A 20118-nucleotide genomic window follows, 5' to 3' on the forward strand; every position below is an offset into this window, starting at 1 on the left:
AAGATTTGCCGCCGGGTCAGACCCAGCATGTGGGCCGCATTGTTAACGGTCAGCCGGTCATCATCGACCTGTGCCAAAACTTCCACGCGGTTCAACTCGCGCTCGCTCATCATCACCCATCCCATGTCCACACATCCTCATCCCAAACCGAGGACAGAGTGACACTTCTGCTTTGCTTAAGGGTGACATTATCGCTTTGCGGCTACATATCTAAAACTCATAATCAGTATTATGTTAAGAAATGGCGTCGTAAAGATGAACAAAATGCCTTAGCCCAAAGCATAACCCGCGCCCCGCACGGTACGGATCGGATCACCGCCGCCTTCACGGGTTAACGCCTTGCGCAGTCGTGCAATGTGAACGTCCACAGTGCGCGTGTCGACATAGATATCGCGACCCCAAACATGGTCGAGCAACTGGTCGCGGCTGAACACGCGGCCGGGTTTCTCAAGCAGCGTTGTCAGCAGCCGGTATTCTGTCGGCCCCAGTTTCAGCTCACTGCCCGCACGACTTACGCGGTGGCGTTCTGGATCGAGCTGGATGTCATCAAAGCTGAGAAGCGCGCCTGCGGCTGCAGGTCGCGTGCGCCGCAACTGCGTACGGACCCGCGCCATGAGTTCGCGCAGATTATACGGCTTGATCACATAGTCATCCGCGCCGGTCTCAAGGCCCCGCACGGTGTCCACTTCCTCGGATCGCGCTGAGAGCATGATGACCGGGATATGCCGGGTGCTCTCTCGCGACTTCAACTGGCGGCAGACTTCGATGCCGCTCATTAAGGGCATCATCCAATCGAGGATCACCAGATCAGGTGCGGCCTCTGAAACCAGCAGCATGGCTTCTTCACCATCCTCGGCGCGCCGTACCTCAAAGCCTTCGGCTTCGAGGTTATAGGCCAATACCTCACGTTGCGCGGGTTCGTCTTCTACCAGCAAAACCTGTGGCCGGGTCACGTCCATCGGTTCAGTCCTTCGTGGTGATCGAGGTGCGGTCGGCCTTGGGCCGGTCGTCCTCAGGCGTCTCACCGGTCACCAGATAGACGACCTGTTCTGCGATGGCCGTGACATGGTCGCCCATACGCTCGACGTTTTTGGCGATAAAATGCAGGTGCATGCAGGCGGTGATGCTGCGCGGGTCTTCCATCATGAAGGTCAGGAATTCGCGGAACAGCGCGTTGTACATCTGGTCGACATCTTCGTCCCGGGTGATTACGTCACGCGCCAGTTCCGCGTCGCGCTGGATATAGGCATCAAGCGCGTCTTTCAGCATCGCTTCCACCGCGCCGGCCATGCGGCGGATCGCACCGGTGCTGTCGCTGACCGGCTCCATCTGGTTCAGCACGCTGCTGCGCTTGGCCATGTTTTTCGCATAGTCGCCAATACGTTCGAGGTTGGCGCTAATCTTGATGACACTCAATGTCAGCCGCAGGTCAATGGCCGTGGGCGCACGCAAAGCGATGACGCGGGCGGCGCTTTCGTTGATCTGCTCTTCTAGCCCGTCGATGGCCTTGTCCCCTGCCCGCACCTCATTGGCGAGCTCTTCGTCGCGGGTTTCAAGTGATTGGGCACCGCGGCGGATGGCGTCTTCGACCAAGCCGCCCATTTTGAGGATCTGGGCTTGAACCGCTTCCAGATCGCGGTCGAATGCTGATGCAATGTGTTGATCTGACATGATATTATCCAATACGGCCGGTGATGTAGCTTTCGGTGCGCGGGTCTTGGGGGCGCGTGAAGATATCGTCGGTGTCGCCAAATTCCACAAGGTTTCCAAGGTGGAAGAAGGCGGTTTTCTGGCTCACCCGTGCGGCCTGCTGCATGGAGTGTGTGACGATCACGACGGAGTAGTTCTGACGCAATTCGTCAATCAATTCCTCGACTTGCGCAGTGGCGATCGGGTCGAGTGCGGAGCATGGTTCATCCATCAACAGGACTTCTGGCTCCGTGGCCACGGCGCGGGCAATGCACAGACGCTGCTGTTGTCCTCCTGACAGGCCAGTGCCCGGCGCGTGCAGACGGTCCTTCACCTCGTTCCAGATCGCCCCGCGGCGCAGCGCTTGCTCGACGATATCGTCGAGATCGGCCTTGTTGCGCGCTAGCCCGTGGATGCGCGGGCCATAGGCGACATTGTCATAGATCGACTTGGGGAACGGGTTCGGCTTTTGGAACACCATGCCCACCTTGGCGCGCAGCTGAACCGGATCGACGCGCTTGTCATAGATGTCTTCGCCGTCGATACGGATGTCACCAGTCACGCGGGCTGCATCAATTGTGTCGTTCATCCTATTGATACAGCGTAGAAAAGTCGACTTCCCGCAGCCCGAAGGGCCAATGAAGGCGGTCACGGTTTTATCGTTGATGTCGATGTCCACGTCGCGAATGGCGTGGCTGTCACCGTAGTAGACCTGCACATTGCGGGCCGCGATCTTGACGGGTTGGGTTGTCACGTCACTCTCCGAATATCTGTTGTCTTTCATGGGTCCCGTCCTTTGTTTACCAGCGTCGTTCAAAGCGACGGCGCAGCAGCACGGCGATGGCATTCATCGAGATCAGGAACACCAGCAAGATGATGATACCGCCCCAAGCGCGTTCATAGAAGGCCGGGTCGGCGCGTTTGGCCCATTCGTAAATCTGGGCCGGCATGGCGGAGTTCGGCGACATCAGCCCTTCGGCGATGCTTTCCGGTGGGTTGGAGGCGATGAAGCCGACCATGCCGATCAGTAGCAAAGGGGCCGTTTCGCCAAGGGCTTGCGCCAGCCCGATGATGGTGCCGGTCAGGATACCAGGCGCGGCCAAGGGCAGCACATGGTGAAAGACCGATTGCATCTTCGAAGCCCCTACCCCAAGCGCCGCATCACGGATCGATGGCGGCACCGATTTCAGCGAAGCGCGGGTCGAGATGATGATCGTTGGCAGGGTCATCAGCGTCAGCACCAGACCACCGACCAAGGGGGCGGAGTTCGGCAGGTGCATATAGTTGATGAAAACCGCAAGGCCGAGGATACCAAAGACGATCGACGGCACCGCAGCAAGATTGCTGATGTTCACCTCAATGATGTCGGTGATCCAGTTCTTGGGGGCAAATTCTTCGAGGTAAATCGACGCGGCGACCCCGATGGGCAGCGCCAGCACCAGCACCACCAGCATCATCGCAAAGGAACCGATCATCGACACCCCCATGCCCGCCGCTTCGGGCCGCGCATCAGAGGCGTCGGCGCCCGTGATGAAGTCGAGGTTAAAGCGTTTTTCCAGGCTGCCGTCAGCAATCAAAACATCTACAAAATCAAGCTGTTCGGCGCTAATGTTCTTGTCGTTGGCGATGCTTTCGCGGGTCACACGGCCCTTGAGGTAGCCATCGACGCGGCTATTGGTCAGGAACTCGAACTCGGCGGCGGTCCCGATCAATTCTGGGTTCGCCAGAACATGATCGCGAAGCTGTGCAGCAGCGTCTTTCGACAGGATGTCAGCCATGTCTTTCGACTTGAGATCAGTCTCGATTCCCGCCGCTTCGACCTTGTTTTCAAAGGCCGCTTTCAGCAAAGGCGAATAGCCGAAGGTCGAGACTTTTTTAATGTCTTCCAGATCACGGTTGCCGTTCTTGTCGAGCTTGTCCTCCAGAAGTGGCACGGAAAGCGTCACATAGGTCTGTTGGAACGCGCCTGTCCCGCGCGAGATGATGGTGAAAAGCAGCGTCAGCAGCATCAGCAGGCCGATGACGATTGCAATGATACCATAGAGTTTGAAACGGCCCTCGGCGGCGTTGCGGCGTTTGGTCCGCCCGTCTTGCACCAGCAGGGACGCACCGCGCGGGTCTGCAAAAGGGGCTGCGGGGTTGGGGATATCGCTCATTCGTACTGCTCCCGGTATTTACGCACGATGTAGAGGGCCAGCACGTTCAGGCCCAAGGTCAGGACGAAGAGGGTCAGGCCAAGGGCAAAGGCCACCAGCGTTTCTGGGCTGGCGAAATCGCTGTCCCCGGTCAACTGGCTAACGATGCGGGTTGTGATGGTGGTCATGGCTTCCAGCGGATTGGCCGAGATGCGGGCGATGGCCCCTGCCCCCAGCACGACGATCATCGTCTCACCGATGGCGCGGCTGGCGGCCAGCAAAACGGCCCCGACGATGCCCGGCAAAGCGGCGGGGATCACGACCTGACGGATCGTTTCGGACTGGGTGGCACCCAAGCCGAAGGAGCCGTCGCGCAGCGACTGGGGCACCGCGTTGATGATGTCGTCCGACAGCGAGGAAACAAAGGGGATCAGCATGATGCCCATGACCAAACCAGCGGTCAGCACCGAGGTCGCGCCAGACATCCAGTCAACGCCCAGCACCCCCGCATCCCCCCGGCCAAAGACCTGCACAAGGAACGGCCCAACCGTCAGCAGCGCGAAGAGACCGTAAACGATGGTGGGGATACCAGCGAGGATCTCCAGCAGCGGCTTGGCTGTGGCACGTACCTTAGGCCCGGCATATTCACTCAGGTAAATCGCGGCGAAGAGCCCGATGGGCACAGCCACCAGCAGCGCGATGAAAGAGATATAGAGCGTCCCCCAAAGCAGCGGTAGGATCGACAGGTCACTGTCCCCGCGGAAATTCGGAGCCCAAGACGAGCCGAAGAAGAAATCGGTCCACGGATGCAGATTAAAGAAGTTGATCGTCTCGAACAGCATCGACAGCACGATGCCCACGGTGGTCAGGATCGCCAGCGAGGCCGCAAGGATCAGCAGGGCTTTGATGCCACCCTCAACCCGGTTGCGGGCGCGGAATTCGGCATCAGTTTCGCGCAGCACCAGAACAAGTGCGATCAAGGCGATGAGTGCGACAACGATGTTACGCCAGAAATTGCCCGTGGCCGTCATCTCGCGGTAGGCCTGCGCGGCAGCGAGGACTTCGGGGCTGATTTCGGCTCCGATGGCGACGCCGCGTTCGGCCAGCCATGCACGCAGATCGTCCGCGGCAGATAGGTCCGTCGCGTCGCCCGCGCTGAGAGCACCGGCAGAAACCGCCGCATCCAGCCCATCAGCCAACCGGCGTACATCGCTCATGATCAGGTTAACAGAGGACCCTTCGGGCACAGCCTCGGCCGGGATCATGTCGACCACCGAAGATTGCACCAGCATCGGCTGCACCAGCAGCCAGAGGCCAAGAACCAAAAGCGCGGGCACTGCCACGCTCATCACCGCGTTATAGCCGTAATAGCTTGGCAGCGAATGCAGATTGCGGCTGTCGCCTTGGGCAGAGGCCAAAGCCCGACGCCGCGCAAGGAAGTAGCCGCCCAGTGCCAAAGCCGCGATCAAGATGACCAGCGGCAGCACCGCGCCTGTTGTCAGTATTTGTCCCACATGTCCCCCGGTGGATCAAAAAGCGAAAAACCGGGGGCAGTTGCCCGCCCCCGGCGTCGTTTAGGTTAGGTTTAGGAACCGCTGCCCATGACGGTTTCGTCGGCAACCACGGACTGGGTGTCGGCCAGCTCGGGGTCGGACACCAGACCGTATTCGGCCAGCGGGCCGTCGGGGCCAGCAACTTCGTCTGCGACGAAGAATTCAGCGTATTCTTTCAGACCGGGGATCACACCGATGTGGGCTTTCTTGACGTAGAAGAACAGCGGGCGCGACACGGGGTAGTCACCCGAAGCGATGCTTTCGGTGGTCGGCTCAACGCCGCCCATGGTGGCAACCTGCAGCTTGTCGGTGTTGTTCTCATAGAAGGCCAGACCAAAGACGCCGATGCCGTCTTGGTTGCTTTCGATGCGTGCCAGTGTTTCGGTGTAGTCGCCGTCGATGTCGACGGATTTACCATCGGTGCGCAGGCTGATGCACTCTTTCTCAGCCGCTTTCTCGTCGCCGCCCGCAGCTTCGGCGAAAACTTCAAGATCGCCGGTTTCTTCACAGCCCGCGAGGATCACTTTTTCCTCGAACACTTCGCGCGTGCCGTGCTTGGTGCCGGGAACGAAGGCTTGGATCGGTTGGGCGGGGAAGTCGGGGTTGACCTGATCCCAAGTTGTGTAGGGGTTTTCAGTCACTTCGCCGTCGACGACAACCTTGGCGCTCAGGGCCTTGTACCAATCGACCGGCGTGAACTCAAAAGTTTCGCCATTGATGTCGGAGGCGAAGACGATGCCATCATAGCCAACGCGCACTTCGATGATGTCGGTCACGCCGTTTTCGGCACAGGCCGCCACTTCGGCTTCTTTGATCTGGCGCGAGGCGTTGGCGATGTCGATGGTGTTCTCGCCCACGCCTTCGCAGAAACGCTTGAGGCCAGCCGAAGAGCCGCCCGATTCCACGACCGGTGTCGGGAAGTCAAAGTTTTCGCCAAAGGCTTCGGCGACGATGGAGGCATAGGGCAGCACGGTCGAAGAACCGGCAACCTGTACTTGGTCACGCGCGGCAGCGGCAGTTGCGGATACGGCGGCAATCGCCAGGGCGGAAGTGGTGAGTTTTGCGAGTGACATGATATCTCCTGTCAGATGCGAATTGGTGACCACCCCATGGTGATCTGCGCCCCGTCTATGAAGGCGGTGCTGTGCTTTTGTGACAGCAACGTTACAGTTTCATGACAGTCGGCCTGATTCACCAAATTTCTGCAAAATTTAGTCAGATTCCGTTTTCATCGGCAAAATCACGCGGAATTCTGCCCCTTGGCCGGGGGTGCTGGTCACCTTAAGCCGTCCGCGGTGGCGATTCATGATGTGTTTGACGATGGCCAGACCCAACCCTGTCCCCCCAAGCGCGCGGCTGCGGTGACTGTCGACGCGGTAGAACCGTTCGGTCAGGCGCGGCAGGTGGATCGCATCGATGCCAGGGCCATGGTCGCGCACGCTGACATAGACCGCTGGTCCGCGCATCGCCGGGTCATGGGCGGTGCTTTCCACCGAGATATCGACCCTGTTGTCGCGCCCGCCGTATTTGATCGCGTTCTCGATAAGATTGGTAAAGACCTGCACCAATTGGTCCGCATCCCCCAGCACAAGCGCCGGGGCATCGCCCAGTGTCGGGGCCAGTGTCACTTTGCTATCATCCGCCAGCGGTGCAAGGTTGCGCAGGGTGCCGCGCAGCACATCGCGCAGATCGATCGGCACCTCCGGGCGCACGCGCTCTTCGGCCTCGACCCGGCTGAGGGACAGCAACTCTCCCACCAATCGGTTCATCCGCTCCGCTTCCTGCGCCATGATTCCCAAGAATCGCTCCCGCGCCGCCGTGTCATCACGCGCCGGGCCTTGCAGCGTTTCGATAAATCCGATGAGCGCGGTCAGCGGGGTGCGCAACTCGTGGCTGACATTGGCCACGAAATCGCGGCGCATTTGACCGGCCTGCGCCATCTCGGTCACATCGTTGAAGCTGAGCAGGACAATCCCGTGGTTGCCCACCGGGCGCAGGCTGACGTCATAGGTGGTGCCGTGTTCGCCGCCAATGCTGGTGAAACGCGCTTGACAGGGGCCTGCACCCGAAAGGCACCGCTCCACCGCTTCGACCAGCCCCGGCTGGCGCAGCGCGGTGACAAAGTGGCGGCCCAGCAGCCCCTTGCCCAGCAAATCTTCGGCGGGGGCGTTTAGAACGGTGATCCGCTCTTCGGCGTTGATGGCCACGCTTGGCAGCGGCAGCGCCGCCACCACATCGGCAAGGGTCACGGCGGTGTTGCCCATGTCAGAGCGGTTCAAGATCGCGACGGAAGCGCGCGGCGTTTTCGGCATAGTGTTTGGCGCTGGCGGTCAACTGTTGGATCGCCTGCGCATCAAGTTCGCGCACCACTTTGCCCGGCACGCCCATGACGAGTGACCCATCGGGGATCACCTTGTTCTCGGTGATCAGCGCCCCTGCCCCGATCAGGCAGTTCTTGCCAATCTTGGCCCCATTCAGCACCGTGGCCCCCATGCCGATCAAGCTGTTGTCGCCGATGGTGCAGCCGTGCAGCATGACTTTGTGGCCGATGGTGCAATCCTCGCCCACGGTCAGCGGATAGCCCATATCGGTGTGAAAGACGCAGTTCTCTTGCACGTTGCTGCCGCGACCCACGGTGATCATCTCATTGTCGCCGCGCAGGGTGCTGCCGAACCAGACAGAGGCTTCAGGCCCGAGTGTGACCTTGCCGATCACATTGGCATCGGGCGCGACCCAAGCATCGGGAGAGACATCGGGGCGGGCATCAGCAAGGGCGTAAAGGGTCATTTCAACTCCTCAAATTCAGATTGCAGACGGCGGACATGGTCCTTGATCGCAGGCTGTTGGCTCAGCCGGAGCCGCGCGGCGGTGATGATGGATTTCAGCCGCGCCTCGGTTTGATCAAGGTCGTCATTCACCAGCACGAAGTCATAGCCATCCCAGTGGCTGATCTCGTCCCAGCTTTTGCCCATGCGCTTGGCAATCGTCTCGGCATCGTCTTGCCCACGGCTTTCCAAACGGCGTTTAAGCTCGGTGATCGAGGGCGGCAGCAGGAAGATCGACAGCGTGTGGGTGTTTAGATCCGAGTTGCGGATCTGCTGTGCACCCTGCCAGTCGATGTCAAAGAGGATGTCCTGCCCCTGATCGATTGCCGCCTGCACGGGCGCCTTGGGCGAGCCGTAGAAGTTGCCGAAAACATGCGCGTGTTCCAGCATCTCGCCTTCGGCCACCGCCTGGCGGAAGTCCTCTTCGCCGACGAAGCGGTAATCCGTGCCGTCCTCCTCGCCCGGACGGGGGGCGCGGGTGGTGGCGGAAACCGAGAAGTTGATCGTCGGATCCCATGCGCGCAGGGCGCGGGCCATGGTCGATTTGCCCGCCCCGGAGGGGGAACTGAGAATGATCAGAAGGCCGCGTCGGCTTGGGTTGGTCACGTCTTACTCCACATTTTGCACTTGTTCGCGCATTTGGTCGATCACCGCCTTCAGGGCCAGACCGACAGTCGTTAATTCCGTGCTCTGCGCCTTGGAGCAGAGCGTGTTGGCTTCGCGGTTGAACTCCTGCATCAGGAAATCCAGCTTGCGCCCCACCGGCCCGCCCTGCCCGATCAGCGCCCGGGCGGCAGCGACATGGGCGGCGAGGCGGTCGATCTCTTCGGTGACATCGGCTTTGACCGCGATCAAGGCCAGTTCTTGCGCCACCCGGTCGGCATCCGCGCCTTCGCTGTTGTCGAGCACCCGCGCGAGGTTGCGGCGTAGGTTGGTGGCGGTGTCCTCGCGGCGCGCCTCTGCCAATGACGCGGCTTGCGCGGCAAGCGTCTCTACTTTGAACAGTTGCTCTTGCATCACCGTGGCCAAAGCCGCGCCTTCCTGCGCGCGCATGGCGTTGAAGTCGCTCAGCAAGGCGGGCATTTCCGACAGCAAAGCGTCGCGCAGCGCGTCGATGTCCTGTGCCTGCTCGGCCTGTTCCAGCACACCGCGCATGGTCAGAATGTCGCTTGCCCGTGAGGGCGCGAGCGACACACCGGCATCCATCGCGCGGGCCTCGATCTCATGCAGGGCGGTCAGCAGCGTGTCGACATGCGCCGCATTGACCTGCAAGCTGCCGTCGCTCTCAGCCGAGGATATGCGCAGGTTACAGGTGATATTGCCCCGCGCCACCTGAGCCGAAATCTGCTTGCGCAGAGCGACCTCCAGCCCATCGACCCAATCGGGCACACGCAGCCGCAGGTCGAGCCCTTTGCCATTGACCGCGCGCAGTTCCCAAGACCAGCTCCAGCCCTCCAAAGTGCCGGAGGAAGAGGCGAAACCTGTCATGGACCTGATCATCGGTGCGTTCCTTGCAAGGGCGGTCATGTCCTGCCTTACGGCGAAACCCCCGCGAGGGGCAAGCCCCCGGCCCCGATGGCGCGGCTGATCCCAAGGCAATGTCGTTAACCACTTCGCCGAAAGCGGGGCGAATTCTTTCTCGCGGTGCGGTATTAATGATTTGGTAATGTTTTCGGCCACATTGTGCCGCTGTCGTTTCAAAAACGGCAGCTGTATTGGCCAGGTCCTTATGGGTGAGTTTTAATGGGCAATACAGGCCACACCGCGCAGAATGTTGTCGCCATGTCAGATCATCGGACGCATGTTGGCTATGGCCCGCTGGCGCAGGTCGAAGCCTATTGGGAAGCCTTGCGTGGCAACAGATTGATGCCGCGGCGGTCCGATATCGACCCGCGCGGGATAGAGGCCGCGCTGGAATATGCCTTTATCCTTGAACGTGTCGCGGTGGGTGTTGGGCGGTTGCGTATCGCGGGCGGCCATCTGCGCGACCTAATGGGGATGGAGGTGCGCGGCATGCCAATCACCGCCTTTTTCGGCACGCAATCGCGTCCAGAGGTCAGCGAGGCGTTGGAGGAGGTCTTTCAACTGCCCGGTCAAACCACCCTGCATCTCAGCGCGGCTGGCTCCTATGGGCGACCGGCTTTGACGGGGCGCATGCTGCTTTTGCCGCTTAAAAGCGATCTGGGCGATGTCAGCCGGGTGCTGGGCTGTCTGGTCGTGCAGGGCGAGGTCGGCCAAATCCCGCGGCGTTTCGATCTGGCGCAGGCGACGCGGCGTAGCGGCATTGGCGGAGCGACCGGACAGTTGCGCTATGCCGCTTCGTTGCAACAGTCGACTTTGCCAAGGGAAACCGGATTTGCAGAGGGAAAAGCCAACTTCACCAGTGCCAAGACGGGAGATCTGCCGCCCTACCTGCGTCTGGTAAAGTCAGAGCAGGAATAGCGCGCAAACCTGCCCTTCAAATGCAAAAACGCCGCCCTGCATTATGCGGGGCGGCGTTGATCTCATCGTGGGTCGGCCAAGGCCGCGTCTGCTACCCAGCTGCTCGCGTTGTCTGTGCCGTGCGGCGGTTCGACAGTTCTTCGGCAACCAAGAACGCCAATTCCAGCGATTGGCTGGCGTTAAGGCGCGGGTCGCAGGCGGTGTGGTAGCGGTCCGACAGGTCTTCGTCGCTGACCGCGCGCACGCCGCCGGTGCATTCGGTCACGTCTTGGCCGGTCATCTCGAAGTGCACACCACCGGGGACAGAACCTTCGGCGTTATGCACGGCAAAGAACTCATGCACTTCGCGCAGCACGGAATCAAACGGCCGTGTCTTGTAGCCGGTCGAAGATTTGATCGTGTTGCCGTGCATCGCGTCACAGGTCCAGACGACATTTGCGCCCTCTTCTTGCACGGTCTTGATCAGACGCGGCAGGTGATCGCCCACCTGCCCCGCACCAAAGCGCGAGATCAACGTCAGACGGCCTTCCTCGTTGTCGGGGTTCAGCTTGGCCATCAGCTTTTTAAGGTCATCGCTGGTCATCGAGGGGCCGCATTTCAGGCCGATAGGGTTTTGCACACCGCTGGCGAATTCCACATGCGCGCCGTCCGGCTGCCGCGTGCGGTCGCCGATCCAGATCATATGGCCCGAGCCTGCCAACCATTTGCCAGTTTGGCTGTCGCGGCGGCAAAGCGCCTCTTCATACTCCAGCAACAGCGCCTCGTGGCTGGTGTAGAATTCCACCGATTGCAAGGTATGCGCGGTTTCCGCGGTTACGCCAGCGGCGGCCATGAAATCCAGCGTGTCGGAGATGCGGTTCGCGATCTCGCGGTATTTCTCGGCCTTTTCGTCATCGGTGAAGCCCAGGGTCCAGCCGTGGACTTGATGCACATCCGCATAGCCCCCGGTGGAGAAGGCGCGCAAAAGGTTCAGCGTGGCGGCGGCCTGCGTGTAGGCGCGCAGCATCTTTTGCGGGTCCGGAATGCGGGCCGCTTCGCTAAAGGCCAGATCGTTGATGATATCACCGCGGTAGCTGGGCAGTTCCACACCATCGACCACTTCGGTCGGTGCGCTGCGCGGTTTGGCGAATTGCCCCGCCATACGGCCCAGCTTGATCACCGGCACTTTGGCACCGTGGGTCAGCACGATGGCCATCTGCAACATCACCTTGAATGTGTCGCGAATGGCGTCGGAACTGAACTGCTCAAAGCTTTCGGCGCAATCGCCGCCCTGCAAAAGGAACGCTTCTCCACGGCCAGCGGCGGCCAGATGTTTCTTCAGTCGGCGTGCTTCGCCTGCAAAAACGAGGACCGGATAGCGTGCCAGCTGTGCCTCAACCGCTTGCAATGCGGCTTGGTCAGGGTAATCGGGCATCTGGACGCGCGGTTTGCTGCGCCAGCTCGAGGTGCTCCAGTCTGTCATCTTTCTACTCCGCTCCACAGCGCCGAGTGTCGGCGCTTCGTGATCTTTCTCTATACAAAGGCGCGGGTAAAGTGACCAGAACCGAAATGCGCCCTATTGACGTTGCGACAGGCCCGTGGGCAATGTTTTCGGCAAGTTCTGGCGGCCATGGCACATGTCGGCAGAGACGACCTGAATAGAAAGACGCCGTGATGTCCCAACCGCGCCCGGCCACCCGCATGCCCCCCCAGACCGACAAGCCGCGGCGCTTCGTCTTTGTGCTTTTGGAGAATTTCACCCTGCTGAGCTTTGCCTCGGCGGTGGAATGCCTGCGTATCACCAACCGCATGCTCGAACGCGAGGTCTATCAATGGCAGGCCGTGGGCGAAAGCGGAGAGACCTGCACAAGCTCAGCCGGCGCGGTCTTTGCGCTTGATGGCGGGTTAGAGGAATTGGGCCGCGACGACACGATTGTGATCTGCGGCGGCCTCGACGTGCAGGCGGCGACCACCAAGAAGCTGTTGGCCTGGTTGCGCCGCGAGGCCCGCAAAGGGTTGGTGGTGGGTGGTCTGTGCACCGCAGCGCACACGCTGGCCAAGGCCGGGCTGCTGGATGGCAAACGCGCGACGATCCATTGGGAGAATCAAGACAGCTTTGGCGAGGAATTCGAAGAGGTTATCCTGACGAAATCGGTTTTCGTGGTGGACGGCAACCGGTTGACCACGGCAGGCGGCACCTCTTCTCTGGATTTGATGCTGAAACTCATCGCCGATGATCACGGCGAAGAAACCGCCAATGCCGTGGCGGATCAGCTGATCTATTCGTCGATCCGCACGGACCAAGACACGCAGCGCCTGTCGGTGCCCACCCGAATCGGTGTGCGGCATCCCAAACTCAGCCAAGTCATTCAGCAGATGGAGCGTAATATTGAAGAGCCGATCAGCCCTTCGATCCTTGCGCGGGATGTTGGCATGTCGACCCGCCAGTTGGAGCGGCTGTTCCGGCGTTACCTGAACCGCAGCCCCAAACGGTACTATATGGAGCTGCGGCTGCAAAAGGCGCGTAACCTGTTGATGCAGACGGATATGAGCGTGATTAACGTGGCGCTGGCCTGCGGCTTTGCTTCGCCCTCGCATTTCTCCAAATGCTACCGGGCGCATTATCAGACCACGCCCTATCGCGAGCGCGGCAGCCAATCCACCCGGCAGCCTGCCTAAGGGTTAAGGCGTCATCCGGTAGACGGTGCCATTGCCCTCTGAGATGAACCAGATCGCCCCTTCGGGGCCTTCGACGACATCGCGCACGCGGGCAGTCTCGGCGGTTTTGATCTGCTGGACCTCTTCCAGCGGGTCACCACTTAGCCGGGCGATATAGTCGAACTTGAGCGAGCCTACGAAGATATCGCCTTTCCACTCGGGGAATTGCGCGCCGGAGTAGACCACCAGCCCCGCAGGCGCGATGGAGGGATCCCAGTAGAATTCGGGCTGCGCCATCCCCTCTCTCGAGGTGCCCTCACCGATCTTCGCACCCGAATAATGCTCTCCGTAGGAAATTACCGGCCAGCCGTAATTCGTGCCCTTGGTGATGCGGTTCACCTCGTCGCCGCCCTTGGCCCCATGCTCCGACACCCAAAGCCGCCCTTCCAAATCCAGCCCCGCGCCTTGCGGGTTGCGGTGGCCGTAGGACCAAATCTCGGGCAGCACATCGGGCATATCGACAAAGGGATTGTCGTCGGGCACCGAACCGTCGCGGTTCACGCGGATGATACTGCCGTTATGGGTGCTGCGGTCTTGGGCGGCGGGGCGATCGCCCCGTTCGCCAATGGTCACCAGCAGCGTGCCATCCGGCGCTTCGACAACGCGGGAGCCGAAATGCTGTCCGCCGTTGCTGCCCGGTTTCATGGCGAAAAGCTCGGTTAAGTTTTCCAGACTGCGGGTATCCTCTGACAGGCGCGCGCTGGCCAAAGCGGTCCCCGCGCCGCCGCCCTCTTGGGGTTTGGCATAGGTCAGGAACAACAGGCGGCTCTGCGCGAAATCCTCGGCCAAGGTGATGTCCAACAGACCGCCCTGCCCGACCACGGCCACCTCGGGCAGGCCCGACACCTCATGCCGTGCGCCGTCTTTTTGGTAGATCAGCCGCCCGGCCTTCTCGGTCACCAGCAGACCGCCACCGGGCATGGGGGCGATGCCCCAAGGGGCCTCTAGTTCCTCGGCCATGGGGGTGATCGTCAGGCTGCTCTGGGCGTTCACCGCGCCTGCGGCGCAGAGGCTGCTAAGGCCCATGAAAGTGGCGGTCGCGAAGTGTTTGGCGGATGTCATGGGCAGGCTCCTTTGAGCATGGGGGCTTGGAACAAGACATAGCCAGCGTGCCACCCATTTCCAGCATCCCACTCGGCACACGCGAAAAGCCGCCCGCGCAGAACACTTGATAAATCGCCTTTTCTTTTTCGAAACCACGACCTAACGTTCGATCAGAACGAGAGTTCAACTAAGGGAGAGAACCAAATGAAAAAAATACTGATGGCCACAACGGCCGTAGCTTTGCTCGCCACCGGCGCGCATGCAGAAGACACAAAAATCGGCATTTTGCTGGGCTTCACCGGCCCGCTGGAATCGTTGGCCAATGACATGGCTGCCGGGGCTGAACTGGCGATTTCCGAAGTTAATGAATCCGGCATGTTCCTCGACGGTGCCACCGTATCGTCCGAGCGTGGCGACACCGGCTGCATCGACGCGGGCCTCGCCGTGGCCTCTGCCGAGCGTCTGATCACTTCCGACCGCGTCAGCGGCATCGTTGGTGGCATGTGCTCGGGCGAGACGACTGCCTCGCTGCAGAACGTCGCCATTCCAAACGGCATCGTGATGATCTCGCCTTCGGCGACATCGCCTGCCCTGTCGACTGTCGAAGACAACGGCCTGTTCTTCCGCACATCGCCGTCGGACGCGCGTCAGGGTCAGGTCATGGCCGACATCCTGAACGACCGTGGCATCAAAGAAGTTGCCGTCACCTATACCAACAATGACTATGGTAAAGGTCTGGCCGACAGCTTTGAGACCGCGTTCAAGGAATCCGGCGGCACCGTCACCATCAACACCTCGCATGAAGACGGCAAAGCGGACTATTCCGCCGAAGTCGGCGCGCTGGCCTCTGCCGGTGGTGAAGTGCTGATCGTTGCCGGCTACGTCGACCAAGGCGGCGCGGGCATCGTGAACGGCGCGCTGGACGCAGGCGCGTTCGACACCTTCATGTTCCCCGACGGCATGGTCTCCGACACGCTGGAAGAGAAATTCGCCGAGATCGCGGATGGCTCCTTTGGTCAGAACCCAAGTGCGGCTGGCGAAGGCCCCGACAACTACAAGAAGATGGGCGAAGAAGCCGGTTTCGAGCCGACCAACGCCTTCTCGCCCGAAGCCTATGACGCGGCGGCTCTGATGCTGCTGGCGATGCAGGCGGCTGGCTCCAACGATCCGGCAATGTACAAAGAAAAAGTGATGGAAGTCGCCAACGCACCGGGTGAGAAAATCCTGCCGGGTGAGCTGGGCAAAGCGCTGCAGATCATCAAAGACGGCGGCGATGTCGACTATGTCGGTGCGTCGGCGGTAGAGCTGATCGGACCGGGCGAAAGCGCGGGCAGCTACCGTGAGATCGAAATGAAAGACGGTAAGATGGTGACGGTCGGCTACCGCTGATCTAAGCTTCGTCTGAAACACTTACAGAGGCCCGGTCGCATCGCGATCGGGCCTTTTGCTTGGGAAATCGGCTTTTCTTCCGCTCAGGCAGGCAGTACAAAACTTCTATTGAGGACGTGGAAAACACGTCCCGTCTGGGAGGACAGGATGAAAAAGCAACAGATGGCCGTGCCGGTCAGGGCTCTGAGCATGTATCTTGCTGAGCGTGATTTCGGCAATCCTGCGCGATCTGCCTTTAACGAGGCAGCGGCAAGCTTTCTTCATAAAAGGGCCGCAGCGGTCTCTTCCAAGAATCTCAGCAAACTGTAAACAGGTAAGGCAGCGCGGAAATGCGCGGCCCACCGCAAGACGACCAATAAAAACCAGCCACAAGGTGGCGGACACGGGGATGGACATATGATCGTCGTAGACGACGTACACAAACACTTCGGCGGGTTTCACGCCGTCGACGGGGCAAGCCTGTCGATTGAAAAGGGATCGATCACCGGATTGATCGGCCCCAATGGCGCGGGGAAAACCACGCTGTTCAACGTAATCGCAGGCGTGCTGCAGCCCACTTCGGGCCGGGTCACCATGGACGGGGAGGACATCACCGGCCTGCCGCCGCATGAGCTGTTCCACAAGGGCCTGCTGCGCACCTTCCAGATCGCGCATGAGTTTTCGTCAATGTCATGCCGTGAGAACCTGATGATGGTGCCGGGCAACCAGTCGGGCGAAACACTGTGGAACACATGGTTTGGCACCAAGCGCATCGCCGATGAGGAACGCGCGCTGAAAGCCAAAGCCGATGAGGTGCTGGAATTCCTGACCATCGAACATCTGGCCGAGCAAAAGGCCGGTCAGATTTCTGGCGGTCAGAAAAAACTGTTGGAACTGGGCCGCACCATGATGGTGGATGCCAAGATCGTCTTTTTAGACGAGGTTGGCGCGGGCGTGAACCGGACGCTGCTCAACACCATCGGTGACGCGATCATCCGCCTGAACCAAGAACGCAATTACACTTTCGTCGTCATCGAACATGACATGGATTTCATCGGTCGCCTTTGCGACCCGGTGATCTGTATGGCCGAGGGCCACGTGCTGGCCGAAGGCACGCTGGATGAGATCAAGGCGAACGAGCAGGTGATCGAGGCCTATCTCGGCACCGGCCTGAAAAACAAGGACAAGGTAGGCGCATGAGCAATGATCCCTACGGCGACCGCGGCAACAAAGATTGGTCGGTCGGCAACGCAAAGGGCCAAGGCAGCATCATGCCCAAGGCCAGCGGCAAAACCCACCTCGCCCCCGGCGGTCCCTTCCTGATCGGCGACAGCATGACAGCGGGCTACGGCGCAGGCCCCGACATTCTACATGACTGCACCATCGCGGTGGACCGCGGCGAGATCGCCGTGATTGTCGGCCCAAACGGGGCAGGCAAATCTACGGGCATGAAGGCGGTCTTTGGCATGCTCGACATGCGCAAGGGCCATGTGCGGCTGGATGGGGAGGATATCACCAACCTCAGCCCGCAAGACCGGGTGGCCAAGGGCATGGGCTTTGTGCCCCAGACCTCCAACATCTTCACCTCGATGACGGTCGAAGAGAACCTAGAGATGGGGGCCTTCATCCGCCGTGATGATTTCCGCGATACGATGGCACAGGTCTATGACCTCTTCCCGATCCTCAAGGAAAAGCGGCTGCAAGCGGCGGGCGAGTTGTCGGGCGGTCAACGCCAGCAGGTCGCCGTGGGCCGGGCGCTGATGACTCAGCCCAAAGTGCTGATGCTCGACGAGCCGACCGCGGGCGTGTCGCCCATCGTCATGGACGAGCTGTTTGACCGGATCATCGAGGTCGCCCGCACTGGCATCCCGATCCTGATGGTCGAGCAAAACGCCCGTCAGGCGCTTGAGATCGCGGACAAGGGCTATGTGCTTGTGCAGGGGGCGAACGCCTTTACCGGCACCGGCAAAGAGCTTTTGGCCGATCCTGAAGTCCGCAAATCGTTTCTGGGGGGCTGAACATGGATCTGCTCAACGCTTTCATTGCACTTTCGAACTATGTGCTCATTCCGGGCATCGCCTATGGCTCGCAGCTGGCGCTTGGCGCGCTTGGCGTGACGCTGGTCTACGGCATCTTGCGGTTTTCCAACTTTGCGCATGGCGACACGATGGCCATGGGCACCATGGCGACGATCCTGATAACATGGCTGTTCCAATCCATGGGCCTCAGCCTCGGTGTGCTGCCCACGGCGCTTCTGGCCCTGCCCTTCGGCATCGCCTTTACCATGCTGCTGGTGCTCGGCACCGACAGGGTGGTCTACAAGTTCTACCGTGAACAAAAGGCCAAACCGGTGATCCTCGTGATCGTCTCGCTCGGCGTGACCTTCATCTACAACGGGATCACCCGCTTCATCATCGGCGCGGACGATCAGAACTTCCTCGACGGCCAGCGTTTCATCATGTCGGCGCGTGATTTCAAAGAGATGACCGGCCTGCGCGAAGGTCTGGCCTTCAAGACGACCCAAGGCATCACCATCATCACCGCGATCATCGTTGTGGCCGTGCTGTTCTGGTTCCTCAACAAGACCCGGGCGGGCAAATCCATGCGGGCCTATTCTGATAACGAGGATCTGGCGCTTTTGTCGGGCATCAACCCTGAGCGGGTGGTGATGATCACATGGATGATCGTGGCCGCCCTCGCGACCATCGCGGGCACGCTTTACGGTCTTGATAAGTCGTTCAAACCCTTCACTTATTTCCAACTTCTGCTGCCGATCTTCGCGGCGGCCATCGTCGGCGGGCTTGGCTCTCCGGTGGGGGCGATCGCGGGCGGTTTCGTGATCGCATTCAGCGAAGTCACGATCACCTATGCGTGGAAAAAGGTATTGGGCTATGTGATGCCCGAAGGGCTGCAGCCTGACGGCTTGGTGCAGCTTATGAGCACGGATTACAAATTTGCGGTCAGCTTCGTCATTCTTCTGATCGTTCTGCTGATCAAGCCCACCGGCCTGTTCAAGGGGAAATCGGTATGACCCAGACTGTGAAAAACACGATCCTTTTCGGGATCATCGCCCTGATGATCATCTACACCGGCTTCGCCCAAAGCTGGAACTCTGCCCTGCTTATCATCGCCATGGGCCTGATCTCTTCGATCATGGCGCTTGGGGTGAACCTGCAATGGGGTTTTGCGGGGCTGTTCAACGTCGGCGTCATGGGCTTTGTCGCCTTGGGCGGTCTGGCGGCTGTGCTGGTCTCCATGCCCCCGACCGAGGGCGCTTGGTCCACCGGCGGCTTTGCCATTCTCGGCGCGCTGGCGCTTGGCGCGGGCACGGTGGTCGCGGCGGTTATGCTGATGAAACGCATGGCCCCCGGCACGGCCCGCACGCTGGCGGTGATTGCGGTACTGGTCATCGGCTTTTTCGTCTTCCGCGCCCTGCTCGACCCTGCGGTCGAGGCGGTGGAAGCGATCAATCCGGCGCAGAGCGGCTATCTCGGTGGTCTTGGGCTGCCGGTGCTGATCTCTTGGCCTGTGGGTGGTCTCTTTGCCGCTGGGGCAGCTTGGCTGATCGGTAAGACGGCGCTTGGCCTGCGGTCGGACTATCTGGCGATTGCCACGCTGGGGATTGCCGAGATCATCATCGCGGTGCTGAAAAACGAAGACTGGATGAGCCGGGGCGTGAAAAACGTGATCGGCCTGCCCCGTCCGGTGCCCTATGAGATCGACTTGCAGAACAGCACCTCCTTTGTGGAACGCGCCGCCGGCTTCGGGTTTGACCCGGTGGAGGCCTCGACGCTTTGGGTCAAGCTGCTTTATATCGCGCTTTTCGCGGCGGTGCTGATCCTTTTGCTGTGGATGAGCCAGCGTGCATTGCACTCCCCATGGGGCCGGATGCTGCGGGCGATCCGTGACAACGAAGTCGCGGCCGAAGCGATGGGCAAGGATGTCACCGCGCGGCATTTGCAGGTCTTCATCCTCGGCTCTGCCATCTGCGGCATCGCGGGTGCGATGATGACCACGATGGACAGCCAGTTGACACCGGGTACCTATCAGCCGCTGCGCTTTACCTTCCTTATCTGGGTGATGGTGATCGTTGGCGGGTCGGGCAACAACTTCGGCGCGATCTTGGGTGGTTTCCTGATCTGGTTCCTCTGGGTGCAAGTCGAACCGATGGGTCTGTGGCTGATGAGCCTGATCACCGCTGGCATGTCCGAAGGCTCGGCACTGAAGGCGCATCTGATCGAGAGCGCTGCGCATATGCGGCTGTTGACCATGGGCATCGTGCTGCTGCTGGTGCTGCGCTTCAGCCCACGCGGGTTGATCCCCGAGCGGTAAGCTTTGGGCCAGACCCCCCTCACGAAAAGGGGC

General features: G+C 60.5%; 20 protein-coding genes. 8 read left to right on the plus strand and 12 right to left on the minus strand.

Going from position 1 to position 20118, the window contains the following annotated elements:
• Nucleotides 1-269: 269 nt before the first annotated feature.
• The 10 genes from phoB to J3456_RS15005 form a co-directional block, all read right to left on the minus strand.
• A complete protein-coding gene (phoB, locus tag J3456_RS14960; protein WP_093926199.1) occupies nucleotides 270-959 on the minus strand; it encodes a phosphate regulon transcriptional regulator PhoB in 690 nt (229 codons plus the stop codon).
• A 4-nt stretch (nucleotides 960-963) separates the two neighbouring features.
• Nucleotides 964-1671, minus strand: coding sequence for a phosphate signaling complex protein PhoU (gene phoU / locus J3456_RS14965; RefSeq protein WP_349580928.1), 708 nt, complete (start codon nucleotides 1669-1671; stop codon nucleotides 964-966).
• Nucleotides 1672-1675: 4 nt separating this feature from the next.
• Nucleotides 1676-2473, minus strand: a complete 798-nt coding sequence (gene pstB, locus J3456_RS14970; protein ID WP_120351083.1) for a phosphate ABC transporter ATP-binding protein PstB — start codon at nucleotides 2471-2473, stop codon at nucleotides 1676-1678.
• Between the two features lie 16 nt (nucleotides 2474-2489).
• A complete protein-coding gene (gene pstA / locus J3456_RS14975; RefSeq protein ID WP_067628609.1) occupies nucleotides 2490-3845 on the minus strand; it encodes a phosphate ABC transporter permease PstA in 1356 nt (451 codons plus the stop codon).
• Nucleotides 3842-5311, minus strand: a complete 1470-nt coding sequence (gene pstC, locus J3456_RS14980; RefSeq protein WP_349581097.1) for a phosphate ABC transporter permease subunit PstC — start codon at nucleotides 5309-5311, stop codon at nucleotides 3842-3844. The genes pstA and pstC overlap by 4 nt, the downstream gene beginning before the upstream one ends.
• 98 nt (nucleotides 5312-5409) lie before the next feature.
• Nucleotides 5410-6450: a substrate-binding domain-containing protein gene (locus J3456_RS14985; RefSeq protein ID WP_349580929.1), complete on the minus strand. Its 1041-nt coding sequence runs from the start codon at nucleotides 6448-6450 to the stop codon at nucleotides 5410-5412.
• A 138-nt stretch (nucleotides 6451-6588) separates the two neighbouring features.
• Nucleotides 6589-7641, minus strand: coding sequence for an ATP-binding protein (locus J3456_RS14990; RefSeq protein WP_349581098.1), 1053 nt, complete (start codon nucleotides 7639-7641; stop codon nucleotides 6589-6591).
• A gap of 1 nt (nucleotide 7642) precedes the next feature.
• The gene (locus J3456_RS14995) at nucleotides 7643-8164 is read right to left on the minus strand and encodes a gamma carbonic anhydrase family protein (RefSeq protein WP_259944290.1); all 522 of its coding nucleotides are present in this window, start codon (nucleotides 8162-8164) and stop codon (nucleotides 7643-7645) included.
• Nucleotides 8161-8808 carry a guanylate kinase gene (gene gmk / locus J3456_RS15000; RefSeq protein WP_349580930.1) on the minus strand — a complete coding sequence of 216 codons (648 nt, stop codon included), beginning with the start codon at nucleotides 8806-8808 and terminating at the stop codon, nucleotides 8161-8163. The genes J3456_RS14995 and gmk overlap by 4 nt, the downstream gene beginning before the upstream one ends.
• 3 nt (nucleotides 8809-8811) lie before the next feature.
• Complete coding sequence (locus J3456_RS15005) at nucleotides 8812-9702, minus strand: YicC/YloC family endoribonuclease (RefSeq protein ID WP_349580931.1); 891 nt, start codon at nucleotides 9700-9702, stop codon at nucleotides 8812-8814.
• 282 nt (nucleotides 9703-9984) lie between these two features.
• Between J3456_RS15005 and J3456_RS15010 the strand changes: the two genes are divergently transcribed.
• Nucleotides 9985-10644 (plus strand): PAS domain-containing protein, encoded by a 660-nt coding sequence (locus tag J3456_RS15010; RefSeq protein ID WP_349580932.1) that lies wholly within the window; start codon nucleotides 9985-9987, stop codon nucleotides 10642-10644.
• A gap of 91 nt (nucleotides 10645-10735) precedes the next feature.
• Here the strand turns inward: J3456_RS15010 and J3456_RS15015 are convergent, their stop codons facing one another.
• A complete protein-coding gene (locus tag J3456_RS15015) occupies nucleotides 10736-12106 on the minus strand; it encodes a class II 3-deoxy-7-phosphoheptulonate synthase (RefSeq protein WP_349580933.1) in 1371 nt (456 codons plus the stop codon).
• Between the two features lie 191 nt (nucleotides 12107-12297).
• On the opposite strand from J3456_RS15015, the gene J3456_RS15020 reads away from it, so the two are divergent.
• Nucleotides 12298-13302 carry a GlxA family transcriptional regulator gene (locus J3456_RS15020; RefSeq protein WP_120351075.1) on the plus strand — a complete coding sequence of 335 codons (1005 nt, stop codon included), beginning with the start codon at nucleotides 12298-12300 and terminating at the stop codon, nucleotides 13300-13302.
• A gap of 3 nt (nucleotides 13303-13305) precedes the next feature.
• On the opposite strand, the gene J3456_RS15025 is transcribed toward J3456_RS15020, so the two are convergent.
• Nucleotides 13306-14403: a PQQ-dependent sugar dehydrogenase gene (locus tag J3456_RS15025; protein WP_349580934.1), complete on the minus strand. Its 1098-nt coding sequence runs from the start codon at nucleotides 14401-14403 to the stop codon at nucleotides 13306-13308.
• 186 nt (nucleotides 14404-14589) lie between these two features.
• Here J3456_RS15025 and J3456_RS15030 point away from each other — a divergent pair, with 186 nt between their 5' ends.
• The 6 genes from J3456_RS15030 (at nucleotide 14590) to J3456_RS15055 (ending at nucleotide 20085) form a co-directional block, all read left to right on the plus strand.
• Entirely contained in the window at nucleotides 14590-15774 is a 1185-nt protein-coding gene (locus J3456_RS15030; RefSeq protein WP_259944275.1) for an ABC transporter substrate-binding protein, read from the plus strand.
• A gap of 147 nt (nucleotides 15775-15921) precedes the next feature.
• Nucleotides 15922-16083 (plus strand): hypothetical protein, encoded by a 162-nt coding sequence (locus J3456_RS15035; protein ID WP_349580936.1) that lies wholly within the window; start codon nucleotides 15922-15924, stop codon nucleotides 16081-16083.
• Nucleotides 16084-16170: 87 nt separating this feature from the next.
• Nucleotides 16171-16953 (plus strand): ABC transporter ATP-binding protein, encoded by a 783-nt coding sequence (locus tag J3456_RS15040; protein ID WP_067937161.1) that lies wholly within the window; start codon nucleotides 16171-16173, stop codon nucleotides 16951-16953.
• A complete protein-coding gene (locus J3456_RS15045) occupies nucleotides 16950-17771 on the plus strand; it encodes an ABC transporter ATP-binding protein (RefSeq protein WP_349580937.1) in 822 nt (273 codons plus the stop codon). The genes J3456_RS15040 and J3456_RS15045 overlap by 4 nt, the downstream gene beginning before the upstream one ends.
• Nucleotides 17772-17773: 2 nt before the next feature.
• Nucleotides 17774-18784, plus strand: coding sequence for a branched-chain amino acid ABC transporter permease (locus J3456_RS15050; protein ID WP_349580938.1), 1011 nt, complete (start codon nucleotides 17774-17776; stop codon nucleotides 18782-18784).
• Nucleotides 18781-20085, plus strand: a complete 1305-nt coding sequence (locus J3456_RS15055; protein ID WP_349580939.1) for a branched-chain amino acid ABC transporter permease — start codon at nucleotides 18781-18783, stop codon at nucleotides 20083-20085. Before J3456_RS15050 ends, J3456_RS15055 begins: the two co-directional genes overlap by 4 nt.
• The last annotated feature ends 33 nt before the right edge of the window (nucleotides 20086-20118 follow it).

This window comes from Sulfitobacter sp. NFXS29, from assembly GCF_040148765.1.
GTDB lineage: Bacteria > Pseudomonadota > Alphaproteobacteria > Rhodobacterales > Rhodobacteraceae > Sulfitobacter.

Coding starts and splice junctions, on each gene's coding strand:
- pstA (WP_067628609.1), bottom strand. CDS start 3,845: ATGAGCGATATCCCCAACCCCGCAGCCCCTTTTGCAGACCCGCGCGGT.
- J3456_RS15005 (WP_349580931.1), bottom strand. CDS start 9,702: ATGATCAGGTCCATGACAGGTTTCGCCTCTTCCTCCGGCACTTTGGAG.
- J3456_RS15020 (WP_120351075.1), top strand. CDS start 12,298: ATGTCCCAACCGCGCCCGGCCACCCGCATGCCCCCCCAGACCGACAAG.
- phoB (WP_093926199.1), bottom strand. CDS start 959: ATGGACGTGACCCGGCCACAGGTTTTGCTGGTAGAAGACGAACCCGCG.
- J3456_RS15025 (WP_349580934.1), bottom strand. CDS start 14,403: ATGACATCCGCCAAACACTTCGCGACCGCCACTTTCATGGGCCTTAGC.
- J3456_RS15030 (WP_259944275.1), top strand. CDS start 14,590: ATGAAAAAAATACTGATGGCCACAACGGCCGTAGCTTTGCTCGCCACC.
- J3456_RS15040 (WP_067937161.1), top strand. CDS start 16,171: ATGATCGTCGTAGACGACGTACACAAACACTTCGGCGGGTTTCACGCC.
- phoU (WP_349580928.1), bottom strand. CDS start 1,671: ATGTCAGATCAACACATTGCATCAGCATTCGACCGCGATCTGGAAGCG.
- J3456_RS15050 (WP_349580938.1), top strand. CDS start 17,774: ATGGATCTGCTCAACGCTTTCATTGCACTTTCGAACTATGTGCTCATT.
- J3456_RS15010 (WP_349580932.1), top strand. CDS start 9,985: ATGTCAGATCATCGGACGCATGTTGGCTATGGCCCGCTGGCGCAGGTC.
- J3456_RS14990 (WP_349581098.1), bottom strand. CDS start 7,641: ATGGGCAACACCGCCGTGACCCTTGCCGATGTGGTGGCGGCGCTGCCG.
- J3456_RS15035 (WP_349580936.1), top strand. CDS start 15,922: ATGAAAAAGCAACAGATGGCCGTGCCGGTCAGGGCTCTGAGCATGTAT.
- J3456_RS15015 (WP_349580933.1), bottom strand. CDS start 12,106: ATGACAGACTGGAGCACCTCGAGCTGGCGCAGCAAACCGCGCGTCCAG.
- pstB (WP_120351083.1), bottom strand. CDS start 2,473: ATGAAAGACAACAGATATTCGGAGAGTGACGTGACAACCCAACCCGTC.
- J3456_RS15055 (WP_349580939.1), top strand. CDS start 18,781: ATGACCCAGACTGTGAAAAACACGATCCTTTTCGGGATCATCGCCCTG.
- J3456_RS14985 (WP_349580929.1), bottom strand. CDS start 6,450: ATGTCACTCGCAAAACTCACCACTTCCGCCCTGGCGATTGCCGCCGTA.
- J3456_RS14995 (WP_259944290.1), bottom strand. CDS start 8,164: ATGACCCTTTACGCCCTTGCTGATGCCCGCCCCGATGTCTCTCCCGAT.
- J3456_RS15045 (WP_349580937.1), top strand. CDS start 16,950: ATGAGCAATGATCCCTACGGCGACCGCGGCAACAAAGATTGGTCGGTC.